The sequence below is a fragment of the uncultured Winogradskyella sp. genome, assembly GCF_947498345.1.
Classification (GTDB): Bacteria; Bacteroidota; Bacteroidia; order Flavobacteriales; family Flavobacteriaceae; genus Winogradskyella.
The window spans coordinates 184,342-206,678 of the sequence record NZ_CANMJY010000005.1 but is presented as its reverse complement, the minus strand read 5'-3'; the positions used below and the strand labels follow the sequence as shown (position 1 = coordinate 206,678).

10 protein-coding genes are annotated in these 22,337 nt (G+C 36.1%); 9 read left to right on the top strand and 1 reads right to left on the bottom strand.

Annotation, left to right across the window (positions count from 1 at the left end):
* Positions 1-14: 14 nt before the first annotated feature.
* The 4 genes from Q0912_RS08615 to Q0912_RS08600 are packed head-to-tail and all read left to right on the top strand — an operon-like array spanning position 15 to position 12,004.
* Positions 15-209 carry a hypothetical protein gene (locus tag Q0912_RS08615; protein WP_299114084.1) on the top strand — a complete coding sequence of 65 codons (195 nt, stop codon included), beginning with the start codon at positions 15-17 and terminating at the stop codon, positions 207-209.
* Complete coding sequence (locus Q0912_RS08610) at positions 206-9,622, top strand: BspA family leucine-rich repeat surface protein (RefSeq protein ID WP_299114083.1); 9,417 nt, start codon at positions 206-208, stop codon at positions 9,620-9,622. Before Q0912_RS08615 ends, Q0912_RS08610 begins: the two co-directional genes overlap by 4 nt.
* 34 nt (positions 9,623-9,656) lie before the next feature.
* The gene (locus tag Q0912_RS08605) at positions 9,657-11,828 is read left to right on the top strand and encodes a T9SS type A sorting domain-containing protein (protein ID WP_299114082.1); all 2,172 of its coding nucleotides are present in this window, start codon (positions 9,657-9,659) and stop codon (positions 11,826-11,828) included.
* 17 nt (positions 11,829-11,845) lie between these two features.
* Positions 11,846-12,004 carry a hypothetical protein gene (locus Q0912_RS08600; RefSeq protein ID WP_299114081.1) on the top strand — a complete coding sequence of 53 codons (159 nt, stop codon included), beginning with the start codon at positions 11,846-11,848 and terminating at the stop codon, positions 12,002-12,004.
* Between the two features lie 402 nt (positions 12,005-12,406).
* Here Q0912_RS08600 and Q0912_RS08595 read toward each other — a convergent pair whose 3' ends face one another.
* Positions 12,407-13,549, bottom strand: coding sequence for a T9SS type A sorting domain-containing protein (locus tag Q0912_RS08595; RefSeq protein WP_299114080.1), 1,143 nt, complete (start codon positions 13,547-13,549; stop codon positions 12,407-12,409).
* Positions 13,550-13,603: 54 nt separating this feature from the next.
* Here Q0912_RS08595 and Q0912_RS08590 point away from each other — a divergent pair, with 54 nt between their 5' ends.
* The 5 genes from Q0912_RS08590 to Q0912_RS08565 all read left to right on the top strand — a co-directional run bounded on the left by Q0912_RS08590 (position 13,604) and on the right by Q0912_RS08565 (position 22,336).
* Positions 13,604-14,539: a polysaccharide lyase family 7 protein gene (locus tag Q0912_RS08590; RefSeq protein WP_299114079.1), complete on the top strand. Its 936-nt coding sequence runs from the start codon at positions 13,604-13,606 to the stop codon at positions 14,537-14,539.
* A gap of 27 nt (positions 14,540-14,566) precedes the next feature.
* Positions 14,567-16,396, top strand: a complete 1,830-nt coding sequence (locus Q0912_RS08585) for a T9SS type A sorting domain-containing protein (RefSeq protein ID WP_299114078.1) — start codon at positions 14,567-14,569, stop codon at positions 16,394-16,396.
* Between the two features lie 110 nt (positions 16,397-16,506).
* Positions 16,507-18,576 carry a polysaccharide lyase family 7 protein gene (locus Q0912_RS17495; protein ID WP_366125126.1) on the top strand — a complete coding sequence of 690 codons (2,070 nt, stop codon included), beginning with the start codon at positions 16,507-16,509 and terminating at the stop codon, positions 18,574-18,576.
* Positions 18,577-18,616: 40 nt separating this feature from the next.
* Positions 18,617-18,964, top strand: a complete 348-nt coding sequence (locus tag Q0912_RS08570) for a cupin domain-containing protein (protein WP_299114076.1) — start codon at positions 18,617-18,619, stop codon at positions 18,962-18,964.
* A gap of 156 nt (positions 18,965-19,120) precedes the next feature.
* Positions 19,121-22,336 carry a SusC/RagA family TonB-linked outer membrane protein gene (locus Q0912_RS08565; RefSeq protein WP_299114074.1) on the top strand — a complete coding sequence of 1,072 codons (3,216 nt, stop codon included), beginning with the start codon at positions 19,121-19,123 and terminating at the stop codon, positions 22,334-22,336.
* The last annotated feature ends 1 nt before the right edge of the window (position 22,337 follow it).

Sequence of the window (22,337 nt, the reverse complement as noted above, 5' to 3'; positions counted from 1 at the left end):
TAAAAACGAAGTATATGGATCCATTAAAAAAACTGCAACGGTTTCTGTTTCCATACAAGAACAATAAATATTCTACAGAAACTCCAAATCCTGAATTTTCAGGTTCGGAGGTGTTGTCAAATAATGAGCTGCTTAAAAAAGAAAAAGCCGTTTTGGAGAAAGTAGAAAAAGTGATAAAAATAATAGAAAATAAAAAAAAGCGATCATGATAAAAAATACGCTCTTAGTCATGGCCTTAGCCATAACTACACAAGTAGTGTTAGGTCAAAATGAATTTGTAACGACTTGGAAAACCGATAATCCGGGAACATCCAATAGTACCTCAATCACAATCCCAACCAATATTGCTTACACCTATAATTACAATGTAGATTGGGACAATGATGGAGTCGTCGATGAGTTTGGCATAACAGGAGACATCACTCATGATTTTGGTGCGCCAGGCACCTACACCATTCGTTTGAATGGTGACTTTCCTCATTTCTCAATGCCATTTTTTGGAGACAATAAAAAATTATTAAGTGTAGACCAATGGGGAAATATTGAATGGTTATCAATGTTCGGGGCATTTAATGGGTGCAGCAACATGCATATTCTTGCGACAGATGCACCAGATTTATCTAATGTAGAATTTATGACTTCTATGTTTAACGGGTGCTCCTCAATGAACGAAAATATAAATCATTGGGACGTAAGCAATGTTACAGATATGCACAGGGCTTTTATTAATGCAACTAACTATAACCAACCACTTGATAATTGGGATATGTCTAATGTACAAGACATGGGACAAATGTTTATCAACGCTACGAGTTATGACCAAGACTTGAGCAATTGGGATTTTAGCAGTTGCATTTCATTAGGAGGTTTTTTGTCTGGGGCAGAACTTTCTGTAGAAAACTACGATGCCCTGCTTATCGGTTGGAGCACAGATGGTAGTGGTGTTGCTGATGATGGTATAGACGATGTGCCCACAAATTTAGACCAATTTAGCGGTGGAAACTCAACGTATTGCTTAGGGTCTGCTGCACGCCAAGATTTAATAGACACTTATGGCTGGACCAATTTTACTGACGGTGGTTTAACCTGTGCTAGTAGTGATTTTTTTATCACGACTTGGAAAACGGACAATCCAGGCGGAAGCAATAACACCTCTATTACGATTCAAGCCCTTTCGGCAGAAACTTATGACTTTGAGGTGGATTGGACCTACGATGGCGTTTCCTTCAATGCCGAAGATATAAATGTCACTGGAAACATAACCCATGATTATAGTGTGGCGGGGACGTATACTGTGGCCATACGCGGTACGTTTCCACGAGTTTTTTGGCAATCCACAAACGATAAACAAAAATTAATGAGCATCGAACAATGGGGTAACTTATCATGGAGTTCTATGAATTCATCATTTAGTGATTGCATCAATTTAAATATCAATGCCACCGATGCACCAGATTTATCTAATGTAGAGGATATGGCCTTTATGTTCTCGTCTTGTACATTGCTAAATGCCGATATCAACCATTGGGATATTGGTAATGTTACCAATCTGAACTTAATGTTCGCCGACGCAACAGCCTTTAATCAACCACTATCCAATTGGGACGTTTCAAAGGTTTTGACCATGTCTAATATGTTTAGTGGTGCCACGAGGTTTGACCAAGACCTTGGCAACTGGGATTTGAGTAGTGTATTGTCCATTTCTGGCCTGTTGTTTGGCTGTGAGTTATCCCTAGAGAATTACGACAGTACTTTAGTGGGTTGGGCTACAGATGCTAGCGGAGTCGCCGGAGATGGTATTGATGACATTCCGCAGAATATGTTCTTTCATGGAGGAACCAGCGTCTATTGCGATGCTAATACACCCAGACAAGAACTCATTGATACACATAATTGGACGATTACTGATGCTGGTGAAGCGTGTTTTTCGGAAGATTATTTTGTAATCACTTTTAAAACAGATAATCCAGGAGGCAGTAACGATTCCTCTATAACAATCCCAACATTTTTAGGAGAAACCTATGATTATGACGTTGACTGGACCTATGAAGGAGCTGATTTTAATCCTGACGATACTAATGTTACAGGAAACATCACTCATGATTATGGTGTGGCTGGTACTTATACTGTTGCTATACGTGGTAACTTTCCTAGAATTTATTTTGAATCCTCTAATGACGCACAAAAACTATTGGCTGTAGAACAATGGGGAACCCAAGAATGGACCAGTATGGGTGGGGCTTTTACTGGTTGTAGTAATTTTAACATCATTAACCCTACAATTGACACCCCAGACTTATCTAATGTTAAGGATATGTTTAGGATGTTCAAAGATTGTTCATCGTTTAATGCACCTATAGGTAATTGGGACGTGAGTAATGTCGATAATATGCAAGAGGTGTTTGCGCTAGCCACGATTTTTAATCAAGATATTGGTGATTGGGATGTGAGTAATGTGTTATCCATGGCAGGTATGTTTAGCGATACAGGTGCCTTTAATCAAGATATTAGCAATTGGAATGTGAGCTCTGTAAATACTATGAAAGGTATGTTTGCTAGAACGATGATTTTTAATCAGGATATTGATAATTGGGATGTCTCTAATGTTGAAGACTTGAGTAATATGTTTACTGGTGCCATAGCGTTTAATCAAAGTCTTTCTTCTTGGGATGTAACCAGTGTAGAAAATATGACTGCAATGTTTAGTAATGCTACAGCATTTAATCAAGATATCAGTAATTGGGATGTGAGTGGTGTCAATAGAATGAATACAGTATTTAATGGCGCTACAAGTTTTGACCAAAATCTTGGAAACTGGGATATAAGTAGCCTAACCGAAATAGCTTTCATGTTTGACGGAGCAGAACTTTCTAGAGACAATTATGATAATACATTAATAGGCTGGTCAACAGATTCTAGTGGAGTCCCAGGGGATGGTGTTGATGATGTTCCTACAAATTTAGACCTGTTTAGTGGTGGGAATTCTGTGTATTGCACTGGTGAAAATGCACGTCAAGAATTAATAGACACCTATGGGTGGACCAACTTCATTGATGGTGGTTATGACTGTGTTAATGCGCATTTTGTTACCACTTGGAAAACAAATAATCCAGGAGTAAGTAACAGCTCATCTATCACCATACCCACATTTTCAGGAGAAACCTATGCGTATGACGTGGATTGGACCTATGATGGTGTAACATTTAATGCAGAAGACATTAATGTTACCGGCGATATCACCCACGATTATGGTGTGGCAGGTACCTATACGGTTGCCATTCGAGGAACGTTTCCAAGAATTTATTTTCGAGACTCTGACGACCCAGAAAAGTTACTAACTGTAGAGCAATGGGGTACCCAAGAATGGACTAGTATGGCTTGGGCCTTTGCAGGGTGTCGTAATTTTAATATCACCAATCCTACGATCGATACCCCAGACCTGTCTAATGTTACAAGTATGACACGGATGTTCATAGATTGTTCATCGTTTAATGGGGCTATAGGTAATTGGGATGTGAGTAATGCTACCTCAATGTCACTTATGTTCTATAGAGCAGAAGCGTTTAATCAGGATATTGATAGTTGGGATGTTAGCAGTGTAAGGGACATGGGGAATATGTTTAGAGAAGCAGTTGCTTTTAACCAGGATATTGGTAGTTGGGATGTTAGCAGAGTAACCAGTATGGAAAGCATGTTTAGTCAGGCCATAGCTTTTAATCAAGATATTGGTAATTGGGATGTAAGCAGTGTAAGAGGTATGAGTGATTTATTCAGAGATGCCACAGCATTTAATCAGGATATTAGTAACTGGGATGTGAGTAGTGTAACTAGAATGAATGCGGTCTTTGATGGAGCTACCAGTTTTGATCAGAACCTTGGTAACTGGGATCTAAGTAGTGTCACCGAAATGGCTATCGTATTTCTAGGCGTAAAACTTTCTAGAGAGAATTATGACAATACATTAATAGGTTGGTCAACAGATACTAGTGGAGTTCCCGGAGATGGTATTGATGATGTACCTACAAATATAGACCTTTTCAATGGAGGAAGTTCAACCTATTGTGATGGGGCTAGCGCTCGTCAAACATTGATAGATACCTATGGATGGACGAACTTTAGTGATGGTGGTGTGGACTGCCCAACGGATTATTTTTTGATGACTTGGAAAACAGATAATCCTGGAGCAAGTAACGATCACTCTATTACCATACCCACATTTTTAGGAGAAACATATAACTACGATGTAGATTGGACCTATGATGGGGTAACCTTTAATGCAGAGAGCACCAATGTTACAGGCGATATCACCTACCAATATGATGTAGAGGGTACCTATACGGTAGCCATTAGAGGGGTGTTTCCAAGAATTCGTTTTCGATTTTCAGATGACCCCAAAAAACTACTCACCGTGGAGCAATGGGGAGCGAATCCATGGACCAGTATGAATGAAGCCTTCTTCGGATGTAGCAATTTTAATATCACCAACCCTACGATAGATACTCCAAACCTATCTAATGTTACAGAAATGATAGCGATGTTCCAGTATTGTTCATCATTTAATGGGGCTATAGGTAATTGGGATGTAAGTAATGTAGAGAAGATGACTGCTTTATTTAGAAATGCTCCAGCATTTAATCAGGATATTAGTAACTGGGATGTAAGCAGTGTAATTAGTATGGATGGAGTCTTTGATTTTGCTACCAGTTTTGATCAGAATCTTAGTGATTGGGATCTAAGTAGCGTAACTCAAATGGCTGTTATGTTTGAAGGTGTAAAACTTTCTAGAGAGAATTATGACAATACATTAATAGGCTGGGCAACAGATACTAGTGGAGTTCCCGGAGATGGTATTGATGATGTACCCACAAATATAGACCTTTTCAATGGAGGAAGTTCAACCTATTGTGATGGGGCTAGCGCTCGTCAAACATTGATAGATACCTATGGATGGACGAACTTTAATGATGGCGGTGTGGATTGCCCAACGGATTATTTTGTGATGACTTGGAAAACAGATAATCCTGGAGCAAGTAACGATCGCTCTATTACCATACCCACATTTTCAGGAGAGACTTATACTTATCAAGTCGATTGGACCTATGATGGTGTTGCTTTCAATGCTGAAGATGTAAATGTTACTGGAGACATTACTCATGATTATGGTCTAGCGGGCACCTACACCGTAGCGATACGAGGTACTTTTCCGCGCATTTATTTTGAATCTTCAAGTGATCCAGAAAAGCTATTGACTGTAGAACAATGGGGTACCAGCCCATGGACCAGTATGGCTGGAGCTTTTACGGGATGTACCAACTTTAATATTGTCAATCCAAGCATTGATACACCAGACCTATCCAATGTTTTTGATATGACCGGAATGTTTAGCCTTTGTTCTTCATTTAATGCACCCATAGGTAATTGGGATGTGAGTAGTGTTGAAGACATGACTGCACTATTTGATAGAGCTACACTTTTTAATCAAGATATCAGTAATTGGGATGTGAGCAATGTAATGACTACGGGTGGTATGTTTAGGGATGCCATAGCCTTTAATCAGGATATTGGAAGCTGGGATATCTCTAGTGCACTAAACACTAATTCTATGTTTGTGGGTGCAACGGCATTCAATCAAGATCTTTCCAGTTGGGATATGACCAGTGTTGAGAACATGACCGCCATGTTCAGAAATGCTACGGCATTTAATCAAGATATCAGTACCTGGGATGTAAGTGGAGTCAATAGAATGAATGCAGTCTTTGAAGGTGCTACCGGTTTTGATCAAAACCTTGGCGATTGGGACATCAGCAGTGTAACGGAAATGGCTATTATGTTTTCGGGAGCTGAACTTTCAGAAGAAAACTACGATGCTCTACTTATTGGTTGGAGCACGGATAGTTCTGGTGTTCCCGGTGATGGTATAGACGATGTGCCTACCAATTTAGACCTGTTTAGCGGTGGAAGCTCAACGTATTGTAATGGGGCAAATGCTCGTCAAGAATTGATTGACACTTATGGCTGGACTAATTTTACTGACGGTGGTTTGGGCTGTGCTAGTCAGCATTTTATAATGACTTGGAAAACAGACAATCCGGGAGCTTCAAGTGATACGCAAATCACCATACCAACGACCGGCGGAGGTTATAATTATGAAGTTGATTGGACCTATGACGGTGTTTTTTTCAATGCTGAAGATGTAAATGTTACTGGAGACATTACCCATGATTATGGTCTAGCGGGCACCTACACCGTAGCGATACGAGGTACTTTTCCGCGCATTTATTTTGAATCTTCAAGTGATCCAGAAAAACTGTTAACCGTAGAACAATGGGGTATCAGCCCATGGACCAGTATGGCGGGAGCTTTTACGGGATGTACCAACTTTAATATTGTCAATCCAAGCATTGATACACCAGACCTATCCAATGTTTTAGATATGACCAGAATGTTTAACCTTTGTTCTTCATTTAATGCACCCATAGGTAATTGGGATGTGAGCAGTGTTGAAAGCATGTTTGCACTATTTAATAACGCTACACTTTTTAACCAAGATATAAGTAATTGGGATGTGAGCAATGTAAAGCGTACAGGTGGTATGTTTAGGGATGCCATAGCCTTTAATCAGGATATTGGAAGCTGGGATATCTCTAGTGCACTAAACACTAATTCTATGTTTTTGGGTGCAACGGCATTCAATCAAGATCTTTCCAGTTGGGATATGACCAGTGTTGAAAACATGACCGCCATGTTTAGAAATGCTACAGCATTTAATCAAGATATCAGTACCTGGGATGTAAGTGGAGTCAATAGAATGAATGCAGTCTTTGAAGGTGCTACCAGTTTTGATCAAAACCTTGGCGATTGGGACATCAGCAGTGTAACGGAAATGGCCATTATGTTTTCGGGAGCTGAACTTTCAGAAGAAAACTACGATGCTTTGCTTATCGGTTGGAGCACGGATAGTTCTGGTGTTCCCGGTGATGGTATAGATGATGTACCTACCAATTTAGACCTATTTAGCGGTGGAAATTCAATGTATTGCTTAGGGTCTGTTGCACGCCAAGATTTAATAGACACTTATGGCTGGACCAATTTTACTGACGGTGGTATGAGCTGTGATAGTAGTGATTATTTTGTCATGACATGGAAAACTGATAATCCGGGTGCTAGTAATAACACGTCTATTACTATACCTACATCTTCAGGAGAGACTTATAATTATCAAGTCGATTGGACCTATGATGGGGTGATATTCAATCCTGAAAACGTTATTTTTTCAGGAAGCATAACACACGATTATGGGGTGGCTGGCACCTACACCGTGGCTATTCGCGGTAACTTTCCACAAATAGACTTCGGCAATAACCCTGGTGACAAGGATAAAATACTCACTATAGAACAGTGGGGCACCAACCCATGGACTAGTATGCTTACTGCTTTTATGAATTGCTCCAACCTAAACATTAATGCTTCAGATGCTCCCAATTTGTCTAATGCAAATAACTTGTTAGCGACGTTTTTGGGGTGTACTTCCCTAAATGCTGATATCAATCATTGGGATGTATCCAACATCACCAATATGTGGTTCACATTCAAAGATGCTACTTCATTTGATCAACCATTAGATAACTGGGATGTAAGTAATGTAACTGTAATGGAAAGTATGTTTTCCGGAGCTACCTCGTTTAACCAATCTTTAAACAATTGGGATGTGAGTAGTGCAGAGTATATGAATGTAATGTTTCAAGGAGCTACCTCATTTAACCAGCCCTTAAACAATTGGGATGTGAGTAGTGTAGTGAATATGAATAAGATGTTTGATGGAGCTACCTCATTTGATCAAGACCTTGGTTCTTGGGATCTAAGTAGTGTAACCGTAATAATCAATATGTTTGTGGACGCTCAACTCTCACAGGATAATTACGACGCTCTGCTTATTGGTTGGAGTACCGATAGTTCTGGTGTTCCTGGCGACGGTATAGATGATATACCTACAAATTTGATCTCATTCAGTGGTGGTAATTCAACCTATTGTTTAGCAGAAAGTGCACGTCAAGAACTTATAGACACTTATGGTTGGACCAATTTTACCGATGGTGGTCTAGACTGTCCTAGCACCATTGTGTTTAGTCCAAAAGTATATTTGCAGGGTGCTTCAATAAATCCAAATACAGGCGAAGAAACTTTAATGCGCGATGATTTAAGACTAAACAATTTAATACCATTTACTTCACCTTATAGTGATGGATTAGTAGCAGATGCATCGGTATTCGCAATTAGTGGAGTTGATGCTATCGTTGATTGGGTATGGGTAGAACTCAGAGATAAAGATGATAGCAGTATAGTCATGGATAGCCAATCGGCACTGTTACAACGTGATGGTGATGTTGTAGGAATTGATGGCGTATCACCATTATCTTTTAATCAGTCGGCGGACAGTTACTATGTATCAATTAACCATCGTAATCATGTAGGTATAATAAGTGCTTCTATGGTAGCTTTAAGTACAATTATTACAATTGTAGATCTAGCTTCAAATCTTAGCAATGTAGAAGGCGGTGTTAATGCTGTTGTAGCTCTTGCTAATGGTAAATATGGAATGTATACTGGGGATTATAATCCCGATGGGCAAATACAAAATACTGATGCCAATGCTGCGATACAGCAGATCGGTAGTTCAGATTATAACCTTGCTGATATGGATGTTAATTCTCAGGTTCAGAACACAGACATTAACTTAATATTGATTCCAAACATTGGAGTAGGTCAACAATTCTCGAGACCAGAGCTAGCACTATTTAGCAATCAATTCGCGCCAGATATGACCCTTTCTTTTGCCAATGCGCAGATTACCAATGATGGTGTTGATGATTATTATGAGGCGGATATTATGATAGAAAGCACAGAGGATTTTTATGTGGGCTCTGGTCAGATATATATTGAATATAATACAGCAGCTTTTGGTGAAAATATTTCAGGCACTGGTGCTTTAGATTATGGACGTCCAGATGGATCTATATTAGGTCAGACTTTCTTTGGTGGATTTGTATCGGGTTATTCAGATTTTGTAGAGCAGGATAATACAAGCTCAAGGGTGTCCTTGTCCTTTCAACAGAATGCTACATTATCTGTATTGCAAACAGAGCCAGTAATTCAAATCACAGACACACCAAATATGCTATTGCATATCAAAATAAAGTATAGTGATGTAAGTCAGGATGCAAATGTTTGCTTTTTCTATGACGATGGTCTGTTTCAGGATCAATTTATTACGGCATGTGGAGGTTCATCTTCAGTAGATTGTATAGGTGAGCCTGGGGAACAAATAACCAATGATACATATGACTGTTCAGATGCAGGTGTAGATACATTAAGTACGATAGCTTATGAAGAAGATGCCATAGTGCTATATCCTAATCCTGCAAGTAGGAGCTTTAAGTTAAAAGGACTAAAGGCATTGAGTATGCTCAAGGTTTATGATATCAACGGCAGGCTAATTATGAAGCAAAATTATTTAGAGGATCAGGCTATAGATATGAGTCGTTATGAAGATGGTATATACATTATAGAGATAAGTACAGGTCATAGTACAATCATTAAGCGCTTAATTAAAAAAGAGCGCTAGATCAATTAACCCCTTTTAAAACATTCAAGAAAACATGAAATCGTTTATATATACATTATTTATAAGCCTATTGAGTTTAAATACGCTTTATGCTCAAGACATTACCTTCACCTTTGCCAATGCGCAGATTACCAATGATGGTGTGGATGATTACTATGAGGCCGATGTTATGATTGCATCTACCGTGGACTTCTATGTGGGCTCTGGTCAATTATATATTGAATATAACACAGATGCTTTTGGTGAAAATATTGCTAATACCACAGTTTTTGAGTATGGACGGCCAGTTGGGTCTATTTTAGAACAAACATTCTTTGGTGGATTTGTAGCGGGATATTCAGATTTTGTAGAGCAAAACAATACTGCTTCAAGGGTGTCCTTGTCCTTTCAACAAAATGCACCGTTGGGAGTACTTTCTTCACAAGGGGCCATTTTAACTACGACCACACCAAAGGTATTGTTGCATATTAAAATAAAATATACAGATGTCAACGAATTACCAGAGGTCTGCTTTTATTATGATGACGGCTTGTTTCAGGATCAATTTATCACAGCATGTGGAGGAACAGGTTCAGTAGACTGTACTAATAGTCCAGGTATACAGTTAGTTAATGATACCTATGATTGTTCAGGTGCAGCATTGAGTAGTAATTACATATATAATAATGGCTGGACACCCTCAGATCCTAGTGGACAGTCTACATCAACAAGTAGCATAGAGATTATCTCAGGAACTGCTTCCATATTAGCAAACACTATTGCTGACAATGTTGTAGTAAGAGCAGGGGCTGGGCTGAGCGTAAATACAGGTGTAACTTTAGAAACCGTTTCAGGACTAAGCTTAGAATCCAGTTCAACAAGCTATGCAAGCTTGATCTCTGATGGCAGCATAACAGGAAGTATTATCTACGATCATCATGTGAATCAGACGGCATCATCAGGTGGTAATGATCTAATTACACCACCAGTGACAGGGCAGAGCTTTACAGACTTTATAGCCAACAACGGTAATATGGTTTCCAATGCAGGTAACACCTTGTATTTGTTTGGTCCATTTGATAAGACCTCAGGGACATACCAAACCTACAGTAATACAGAAACTGCAACATTAACTTCAGGTGTTGGCTATAGAGCCGCAACAACAGATAACAGTACATTACGTTTTGAGGGTACCATTAACCAAGGCATGGTAAATCAATCGGTATTTAACTCAGGTCCAGCCTATAGTCAATGGAATCTGGTAGGTAATCCCTATCCCTCGTATTTAAATGTTCAGAACTTTTTAAATAACAATACAACGGTATTGGATGCTACTAATGTTGGGATCTATGGTTATGATGGTGATGCGTCAGATGGTTGGGTGATCTATAATTTAAACACCACAGATGCTAATACCATTATTACACCAGGTCAGGCTTTCTTTGTTGCTGTAGATAGTGATGCTTCAGTAGAGTTTACACCAAATATGAGACGCCATGGAAATACTGATGATTTTATTGCTGGTCGTGATGTAAATGTTAATCATCATTTTAGCTTAGCGCTTAGTACTAGTAGTACAAGCTATAGTACCAATTTTTATTTCAATGCTAGTTCAACCAGAGGTTTGGATTTGGGATATGATGCAGGTGTATTTGGAGGTGAAGCAGATACTTTTGCTATCTATTCGCATTTGGTAGAGGATAACCAAGGTGTAGATTTAGCGATTCAATCCTTGCCTATAGAGTTTCTGTCTGATGGTATGGTTCCACTAGGACTTAATGCTAATGCAGGTGAACAGTTAACCATAGGTATTGATGTTTTAAATCTTCCAAGTGGAGTGGAGGTATACTTGATAGATACCCTTACAAATACATCCACAGCATTAAATACTACGGATTATGTATTTACAGCAGTGGAAGACCTAAGTGGTACAGGGCGTTTTTTCATAGAGTTTTCTAACAGCACATTATCAAGCGTAACATCAGAATTGAACAACTTGAATGTTCATTATCTAAAGCATACTAATACAATAAGCATAAGAGGTCAGCTAAAAAACAACACTCAGGCAGAATTATATGATATCAATGGCAGACGGGTTATAGATAAAGATTTAGACACAAATAATTATAGAAACAGACTATCAACTTATGTTATAGGTAAAGGTATATACATTTTAAAGCTTAGTAACTCAGAAGGATCAAGATCTTTTAAGATGCTTATTAATTAAACAACATAAAGAAAGGTTTGAAAACAGAAAAACAGAATCATATCACACGAAAAGAAGCTATTTCAAAGCTAGGAAAATATGCAGCTATAACAGCCGTAGGAACTTTTGTGATCTTAAACCCGTTAAAAGCTCAATCTTCATCACCACCAGATCCTGGAGGTAATCCTTTTGATTAAGATATTGATGTGCATTAAAATGAAGAAAAAAAATGTAATAGTATTTACCTTAAGTTTTGATCTGAATTAATAGCAAATAATGCACAGATATGCTGTTGTTTATTTAAAGGGGTAAATCAACAGTTGTATAAGCCTCCTTATCTCTCGGTAAGGAGGTTCTTATATAAATACATTTGATGTTACTTAAAAGAAATTCTAATTTATATTAATAAATACAACTTTTATATTGTTTGATTGTTTTTGATTTTTACTGTACCGAATTTGTATCATAGATAACTTAACACTTATCATTGTTAATGTTTTACTTCCTGTATCGGCAAATAATTATGTGCTCTAATTTAGTTTTATGAGTTTGTTATATAATCGAAGAAATAAAGAGCTAGTAAAGACACAACTAACCATTTAATTGTTTGGTATTACTATCATTTTTGAGTGAAAACTTTGACCTCCTTTAATGATTACAAAGTAATTTCCAGATGAAAATAATGATAAATCTAGTGTTAATTGATTTTGGGATTTAATAGATTTTTCTAATACTACTCTACCATCTATACTAGTAATTTGAACTGATTTTGATTTAGGAGGAAGATTTAATAAATGAAGCAAACTTTTTACTGGATTAGGAAATAGCTTAAATTGTTTATTGTTCGTGTCGTGTTCATCAATTGATAAACTTTCAATTTCTTCAATATTAAAGTTTGCATACAAAACTACTTCATCTCTTAAATCTTGGTCGTTAATTAGGCTTCTGTAGATTCCCCATTTGGGCCTAACAAATTCTGCTCCTAATCTCCAATTAACAATGTTAGTATTTGAGTAATCAAATAGTATGATACCATCATTGATTCGTTTTATTTCAAGACTATAGGTGCCAGATTCCCCATACTTAATAGTTTCAGTGGCTTCAAGCCACGAACCAATAAATGGATCTAGATCTGTTTGAGCAAGTGTAACTTGAGTATTAGTTTCTGCATAACGCAATTCTAAACGGTCGGGATTAGATTTGCGTGCAGTTAAGGTGTACATAGGCATACTTTCTAACGATCCACCAACAGATTTTAACTGATGTAGATGAGTGAAATTTGGTGAGGTTTGAAAACCAGCAGCAAGTTTAAATTTCCAATTATATACTACGGTTTCACCTACCACTCCAAGTAGGTTATCAGGTGATTGATCATAGGACTTTATTTCATTACGTTGTCTATCAAAATTGATACACCTGTCATTGTCTTGTGCCACATGAATATGAAATCGAAAAACATATGTGCTTAAGTCCATATCAAAAACTTCGTCAATATGGTATCCAAATTCTGGATGATTACAGTCAGGAACTTCTATTGGATTATAACCTGGCGCAAGTACAGATGTAATAAGGTTATACGTATTTCCTGGTCCATCGGCATCAAGTATCACTTGACTATGACCACTCATACATAAAGTAAATATAAGTACAAAGATTTTTCTTTTCATTTTACCAAACTCATCATCGTTACGATGATTTTTATTATCCTCAACTATTAAGTTTGTTGTTTTTAAAATTTGCATAATTGATTTTATTGTTTATTTTTGGTAAACCAATCTGGTAAACCAATTTTAAATATGCGTAAATTTAATAATATTATTAGACTTCTCTCTATAGTATTCCTATTATTATTAATAGGACAATGTTCTAAAAGTGATGTTAAGGAGTCCGATTCAGATTATTCTAATAGTGGAAATGATGCATCACATGATAACGACCTAGATTCTCTTACGCAATATGCCGAAGTAAATTTTTCTAATTGGAAATTAACATTACCTATAGATGCGAACAATAATGGAAGCCCTGATGAATACCAACCAAATGAATTGAAGAATTTTGGATATCAAACACTTCAACCAGTTATTCCTTATATGTATGATGATACCGCAGATTCATCTCTGGTATTCTTTACTTTTCCTGATATATCAACAACTAATAGTTCTTATTCAAGAACAGAATTAAGAGAACTGATTAACCCAAATAATTCAAGAGAAAATTGGACATTGCTTGAAGGAGGAGAAATGGTAGGGAGATTAAAAGTAGAAGAGGTGTCAGAAAATAATTCATCAAATGACGATTATCATAAGGTTATTGTTATGCAAATTCATGGTGTTATATCAGAAGAAGATATGGAAACTCAAGGGTTTTCTGGTAATAATGGACCTCCTTTAATCAAAATTTATTGGAAGAATGGATATATATGGTGTCATAAAAAATCACTTAAGGACGAATCTACTTCTGGTGATGATTTATACGATGTATATAATGGAACATGGACTGATATTAAAGATAATTTAGGCTATGTGGGCTTTGAGGCCTTTAATTTTAGAATTACTGCATCTGATGCTAGAATTGAAGTTCAACTTAATGACGAAATACCTATAATTTACCAAGATGTTAGTCTAAATAAATGGCCTTTTGAAAACTATTTTAAAGCAGGAAACTATTTAAATACAACAGATGATGAGGCATTTTCTAAAATAAAGTACTACAGTTTAACCGTTACACATTAAAAATAATAATCCTAAAAAATCAATCTAATGAAAACAAAATTACTTTTACTAACATTACTTTTTACAAGTTTTGTTCAGTCTCAAACACTTACATTAGGAACTAGCGATTCTTCTTCGGCAACTCGAGGACCTTTCCAGCGTTCTAGCAGTAGCTCAAGTTCAGTATACTCAAGAGCTGTATTACATTACTCAGCTACTGAATTAGCTTCTTTATCACCTTCTGCAACAATAACTCAAATAAACTTTGATTTAGGCTCAACAAATATTATCACAGCTTCAGGAGATGCTACAATGGTGATATATATGAAAAACTCTAGTACTACTGATGTAGTAGTAGATGGTACTTCTTGGACAGATGCAATTGATGGATCTACTGTTGTAGGCACTTACACATTTAATACAGCTAATAATTTCCCTGGTACAGAAGGTTTTATGAGTTTTGTTTTAGATTCAAATTTTAATTACACTGGCGATGCCTTAGAAATAGCTGTAGATTGGGATTGTTCTAATTTGGTACCTACAGATCCCATGGAACCAAACTTATTGTTTTCAGGTAACGGTTCACTAAATTGGCATTGGGATACTACTACACATGAATCCTTAAACTATAGAGCAGGTTCTTCATCTGCACCAACGTCTTTAACCAATAGAAAGAGTGAGCGCGTAAACACACAAATTGTTTACACAGGTTCTACCACAGGACCAACTGTAGGTCAAGTAATTGGAGAGTTTCCAGAAATGGATGGCGGTATGGAAAATCAAACAGCAGATACAACAATGAGTTCTGCAGGAAGTTCACAATCTGGTACAGCACAAACATTATGGACAGTTTCTTCAACAAGTAATTCAGCTGTGAGAGAAATGACAGATGATGGTACTTTAGCCAGAACAGGAACTTTTTCTGCAGCTTGGGCAGTTAATTCAGGTTCAAATAATGTTCGAATGCAGTCACCTTCTCCAACAAACCCAACAATTCAACCTGATACTGAGTACACAGTACAGTATTTTTATTCTGCACCAACAGATCCAACTAATGATTTAGACGCAGGGATTTATTTGAATAATACGTCTGGTGGAGTTGCCGGAAATACTACCGATGTCACTCCATTCGCTGCAAATACATACACTAAAACTTACAGAACAATCACAACTGGTTCTACTTTTAATGCCTCAAATTGGGCTGTTGCTAGATTAGATGGTGATGACAATAATTATACTGATACTGTTCGAATTGATGACTTTGTAGTGTATTCTGGACCATATGATAGTGTTGCTCCAAATGATCCAACAGCTGGTTTATATTCCAATAATTCTGGTATTGCAACCATTGGATGGTCAGCACCTTCAGGAGGTGTTGATGGAGGTGGTTATGTAGTATTCAAATACACTTCTGCTCCAAATGCTGATAATGACCCAAACCAAAATGGTATTTATGAATATGGTAATATAACAACCAACGGAACAGGAAGTCTCTTTGGAACTGTAGTATACGTTGGCACAAACACAAGTTTCACTGAAACGTATGCAATAGGAAACCATTACAAAATTTATGCAGTTGATAAAGCCTTTAACTTTTCAAATGAGTTAGTTGTTTCTGATGCTACACTTGGACTAGCAAATTTAGAGACTCTTGAATTTAAATTATATCCAAATCCAGTTAAAGACATTTTGCATATAGAAACTAATTCAAATAGCACCTATTTGAATTTAGAAATCTATGACTTATTAGGTAAAAAAGTTTTAGACGCACATATTAATAATGGCAGCGTTGATATTTCTAGTCTGAATAGTGGAATGTATTTATTAAAATTAGAAACAAATAATATAAGTGCTACTAAAAAAATAATTGTAGAGTAGTATTTTAATCTTGATAAAAGTATGTAGTTTATGAAACTATGTTTTAATAGTTAATTAGGCACTGTAAAAAGCATAAATTGCTACAATTATTAGTGAATCCATCAAATAATATGAATTTCAAAATATTCAAATCCTATCTAGTTCCTTATCTATTTTTGGTAATAACAGTCTTAATTTTTGTTAGCTGTTCAGAAAGTAAAAAAGAAGATGTATTGTATAATACAGATAAGATGGTAATAGGAGGTAACCCAAATGATATTATTCCATTTTTTGAACATTGGAACTTAATTTTGGGTGATGGTTCTAATATAGGTCAGGCAACTAATTATAATAATAAAAACTTCTTCTATGCTGCAAAAGAAGATAAGGAAGAATGGGTTGTATTTAAAACACCCAATGCTGGAAACACTCATGGGACATCAAACAATACAAGAACTGAATTAGCTCAATTAAAAAAGTGGTCACCAATGACCGATGCTAAAATGAGTGCTACTCTTAAAGTAATGAATGTTGCAAAAACAGGTGACGCTCGAGTAGCAGCTACATACTCAGTAGTTGTAGGTCAAATTCATAGTGCAGATGGACATGAAAATGAACCTTTAAAGATTTTTTATAAAAAATTTCCTGGTCATACTAAAGGATCAGTATTTTGGAATTATGAAATAAATACTGCGGGTGATGATAACTCTACACGATGGGATTATTCCCACCCTGTTTGGGGTTATGATTTTTCTGTAGTGGGTAGCAAAGAAGATAGTTATCCACCTGAACCAGAAAATGGCATTGCTTTGGGTGAAGAATTTAGTTATGAAGTAAAGATTAAAAAAGGCATTATGTATTTGTCTTTTTCTAGTGAAGGACACGAAACCAAAACATTTGCCAAAAATCTTATTTCTTCTGAATATATTAAAGAATCAAGCATACCAGAACAGGTTAGAAACCTATTTTTTCCATATGGTCAAGATGGTGTTGAAAAAGAAAACGCATATAAAGAAGAAGGACTTTTTTTTAAACTAGGTTCTTATAATCAGACAAATGGAAAGAACCCTAAAGTAAATAGAGTTTGGTGTTCAGGTGCTGAGACACATGGTGGTGATATTCAAAAGCAATATGCAGATGGTAATTATGCAGAAGTTTGGTTTAAATCTGCCACTATTGAGGTTAGCAATGATGCTATATCCAATGCTGGATATTTTGAAGCAAATGATGGTTTGAGTAAAAAAATAGTTTACCCAAGTGAGGTCATTCCTTTTATGGATAAATTTAAAATATTGATGGGAGATGGAACGAATGTAAGTAATCTTTTAAATTTTGAGCATAAAGATTTCTTCTATACTGTAATTGATGGAACCCGACGTTGGGTGGTCTACAAAACACCAAATTCTGGAGTTACATCAAAGAACTCAAGTAATACTAGAACTGAACTACAAGAAAAAAGAGAATGGACACCAGAAGAGGGCGGTAAACTAACAGGGACATGTAAAGTTATGCAAGTCTCCGTTTCAGGTGATGCTAGAGTTGCAGCATCATATTCTACTGTGGTAGGACAAATTCATAGTGGTGAAGGACATGAGAACGAACCTCTAAAGATTTTTTACAAAAAATTCCCTGGTCATACCAAAGGATCCGTATTCTGGAATTATGAAATTAATACTGCAGGTGATGATAATTCTAAAAGATGGGATTTTTCAACTGCAGTATGGGGAAACGATATGTCTGTTATTGGGACAAGTAAAAATGATTATCCTGATGAACCAACCGACGGTATAGAATTAGGTGAAGAGTTCAGCTATGAAGTAAATGTCTATAAAGGAGTTATGTACCTTACATTTAAAAGTGATAATCATAAAACGAAAACATTTACAAAAAACCTCATCTCATCTGAATACACTAATAAATCTCACTTTCCCAATCAGGTGAAGAAGTTATTTGTACCAATAGGGCAAGATGGTACAGAGCGAGCTAATGCATATAGTGGTGAGTTAAATTATTTCAAACAGGGTGCGTATAATCAAACTAATGGTAAAAGCCCTAAAACTAATATAGTTTGGTGTACAGGGGCCGAAACATATGGTGGCGATATAACTAAGCAATATGAAAATGGTTGCTATACAGAAGTATGGTTTAGAGAAGCAACGTTAGGTCCAGGTATACCAAAAAATAAATTAAGAAACCGGTAAAGAAAAATATTTTGAAGTATCTAATTAATAAAAAGGTAATATGAAAACATTTGGAGCTAGTAAAGAATTTGTATTAGATAAAAATCTAGATTGGGAAGTTGTAGGGGAAAGAGTAAAACGTAAAATAATGACGTATGATGACAAAATAATGTTAGTAAAAGTTCACTTTGACAAAGGAGGTATAGGTTATAAACATGAGCATTATCATTCACAGGTAACTTATATTGAAAGTGGTGAGTTTGAATTTTCGATTGGAGATGAGACTAAGATAGTAAAAGAAGGCGATTCTGTTTATATACCACCTCATGTTTTACACGGTGCTGTTTGTATTCAAACAGGAGTATTGATAGACGTCTTTAGTCCAATTCGTGAAGACTTTATGCAATAAATTCAGAATTTTGGATATGTTTTTAATACAAAAAGAAGTAAAACAGATATTAATTCGCGAAAACGTTGTAGTTAACCAAAATTTATATATATTTGGTAAACCAATTTGGTTTACCAATTTGGTTTACCAAATAGCTAACTAAATCAATCACTTAATATGACTTTAAAAATTAGGCTAACAATTATAGTTGCTTTGTTATTTAGTGCTGTAATTTTTGCTCAAGACGTTTATACTTTAAAAGGCACAGTAACTTCTGCTAAAGATAAAATGCCTATTCCAGGTGTTAACATTCTTATTCTAAATACATCAAGAGGAACTTCGACAGATTTTGATGGAAATTTTGCAATCGAAGTAAATAGTGAGGATATATTACAGTTCTCTTACCTTGGTTATAAAACTCAAACGGTTGTGGTTAGCGGGCAACTATCATTAACAATTGCTCTAGAAGAAGATAGTAATGTTTTGGACGAAGTAGTGTTAATAGGCTATGGGGATCAAAAAGAGCGAAATGTAACGAGTGCTTTAACAAAAGTTTCTAGTAAGGATATTAAAGACCTTTCTGTACCTCGTGTGGAAGATGCCCTTAGAGGTAAAGTAGCAGGTTTAAGAATACAAACTGTAGCTTCAGAGGCTGGTGGTGATCCTAAGATTACATTAAGAGGTCCTGGGTCAATTACAGGTTCATCGTCTCCATTGATTGTTGTAGATGGTATTGTTTTAGGAACAGAACCAGATATATTAGGCTCTATAGATAATAATAATATAGCATCTATAAGTGTGTTGAAAGATGCGTCATCGGTAGCTATATACGGTTCTCGTGGTGCTAATGGTGTGATTTTAATAACTCTTAAAGAAGGTGTAACAGGTAAGACACAGTATTCCTATAATACATTTACAGGGTATAGATATGCCATAAATAATGACAATTTCAATACATCTATTTCTGATGAAAGATCAAGACTAAATAACCTACAAGGAGTTGTCGATCAAATTTCCTCAGATAGTCAAAATTTAGATCGTATCATCAATGATTATAATAATGCATATGCTGAACTAGAAGCTATGGATTTTATAGCGTCTCTTGGTGGAGGTGAAAAGAATTGGCAAGATGAGATTTTCGAAGGAGGTGTAATACAAAGTCATTCTTTATCAGTTAGAGGGGGTACCGAATTAACAAACTATGCAGCATCTATTGCCTATCTTGAGGATGAAGGTGTAGCGCTAAAAGATAAATTTACAAAATACAATGCTAGAATTAAGGTCGATAGCAAATCAAGAAATAAGAAAATCAAATTTGGAGGAAACTTACGTGCTAATTACAATGATCAAGTTAGGCTTCCATCTAGATTTACAGATCCACTGAGGCAATATGGTCATTTACCTCTATATCTAAATGAAGATCACCTAAATTATATTACAGGGTCAGACCCAGGAGATGCAGGTGCTCAATTTGAGAATATAGGAGTAGGTAGTTACGGATTTTCTAGAGCTTTTGACCATGTGTTTACAGTAGACCCTAACAATCCTAGAGCTATTGCTAGGGATCCAGTTACTGGTTTGCCTTTGGCAAGTGATTTAACATCTGGTGGATTAACCTTGTCAACCACTAGAAATGTTCATCCATTGGTGCATTTTTTAGAAAGATCTAGAGAGAAAAAACAGTTTACACTAAATGCAGCTACATATTTTGATGTAAAATTAGCAAAAGGTCTAACCTTTAGGCAAACAGCATCTGCAATTTTTAGACATACTAAAAATACAGCTGCAGATTTCTTCTTCGGTCAAGAAAATAGGGAACAAGAAGCTTTTAGAAATGAAAGAAGAGATGAAATCAATCAGTATGCTTTTGAATCTATTTTAAGGTATAAGAAAAGTTTTGGTAAGCATAGTTTCAATTCTATATTAGGTTTTGAATTTACTCTAAGAGATTTTTATAGACAGGAATCAGAAGCTGTTGGTTTTACAGATGATTTTAATAATAACATTGCTCTTGCTGATGGTGGAACTACGTTTACAGATAATGCCAGAGAAAAGCTTGTGTCCTATTTTGGGAGAATAGATTACAACTATGATGAAAAATATTTATTACAAATATCAGCTCGTACAGATGGTAGCACAAGATTTGGATCTAATAACCGATTCGGATTTTTCCCAGCAGCATCAGCAGGTTGGATTATATCAAATGAAGAGTTTTTATCATCAAGTGACTTTATTACTTTCTTAAAGCTAAGAGCCAGTTATGGTGTATCTGGATCTAACGAAATATCCAATAATATATATGAATCACTTTATAGATTTGAAGAAACATTTAGTACTGTAGGGTATGATGGAGCCCCTGGAGTAAAAGCGGTGACCCTTGCAAATGCAAATTTAGGATGGGAAAAGCTTATAGAATTCAATCCAGGTATAGATATTACATTTGGTAATGGTTTAATCAATTTATCTTTGGATTATTATAAAAGAACAAGTGAAGATTTGATTTTGTTTGCGCCAGTAGCTGCAGTATATGGTGTGGACAATTGGTTACAGAATATAGGTGAGGTGAAAAATGAAGGTTTTGAAATTGAATTAAATTCAAGATTATATTCAAATGAAAAAGTGAGATGGACTGCTTCTGGTCAATTTTCTTTAAATAGAAATGAAGTGGTTAGCCTCGGGAATAATGAACAAATAATTTCTAGAATAGATCAAGATACCCGGCCTACAGAGTTTATAGCCAGAGTTGGTCAACCAATAACATCTTTTTATGGCTGGGTTTATGATAGAGAAGTCCCTTTAGAATGGATAGATAATCCATTTAATAGATTTAATAATGATTTTGCTAGAGTTTATGTTAAGGATTTAAATGGAGATGGAATTATTGATGATGAGGATAGAACAGAATTAGGTAGCCCATATCCAGACTTTACATGGGGATTCAATACATCTCTAACGTTTTATAATTTTGATTTTTCAGTACAGCTAGAAGGATCACATGGTGCTGAAGTAAGAGTTGCAGACTTGGATCAATTATATTATGCTAGTGAGTCGGCAGCAAATCCAGTGTCTAATTTTCCAGATTTCGATTTAACAGTGCATAGAAGATTTACTGATGATCATATTCAAGATGCATCTTTTGTAGCTGTTAGAAATATCATTTTGGGTTATACTTTTCCAGAATCTATATTATCTGACTTAAATGTTAGTAACTTAAGAGTTTATATGACAGGAGAGAATTTATTTTATTTTACAGCAGCGGGTTATGAAGGCTTTAATCCTGAAGCTGCTGGTCAAACATCAAATAACGCAAATACACCATTAACTTCTGGATACCAAAGAGGTGATGGTCCAATAGTACGAACCGTTTCATTAGGAGTTAACTTACAATTTTAAT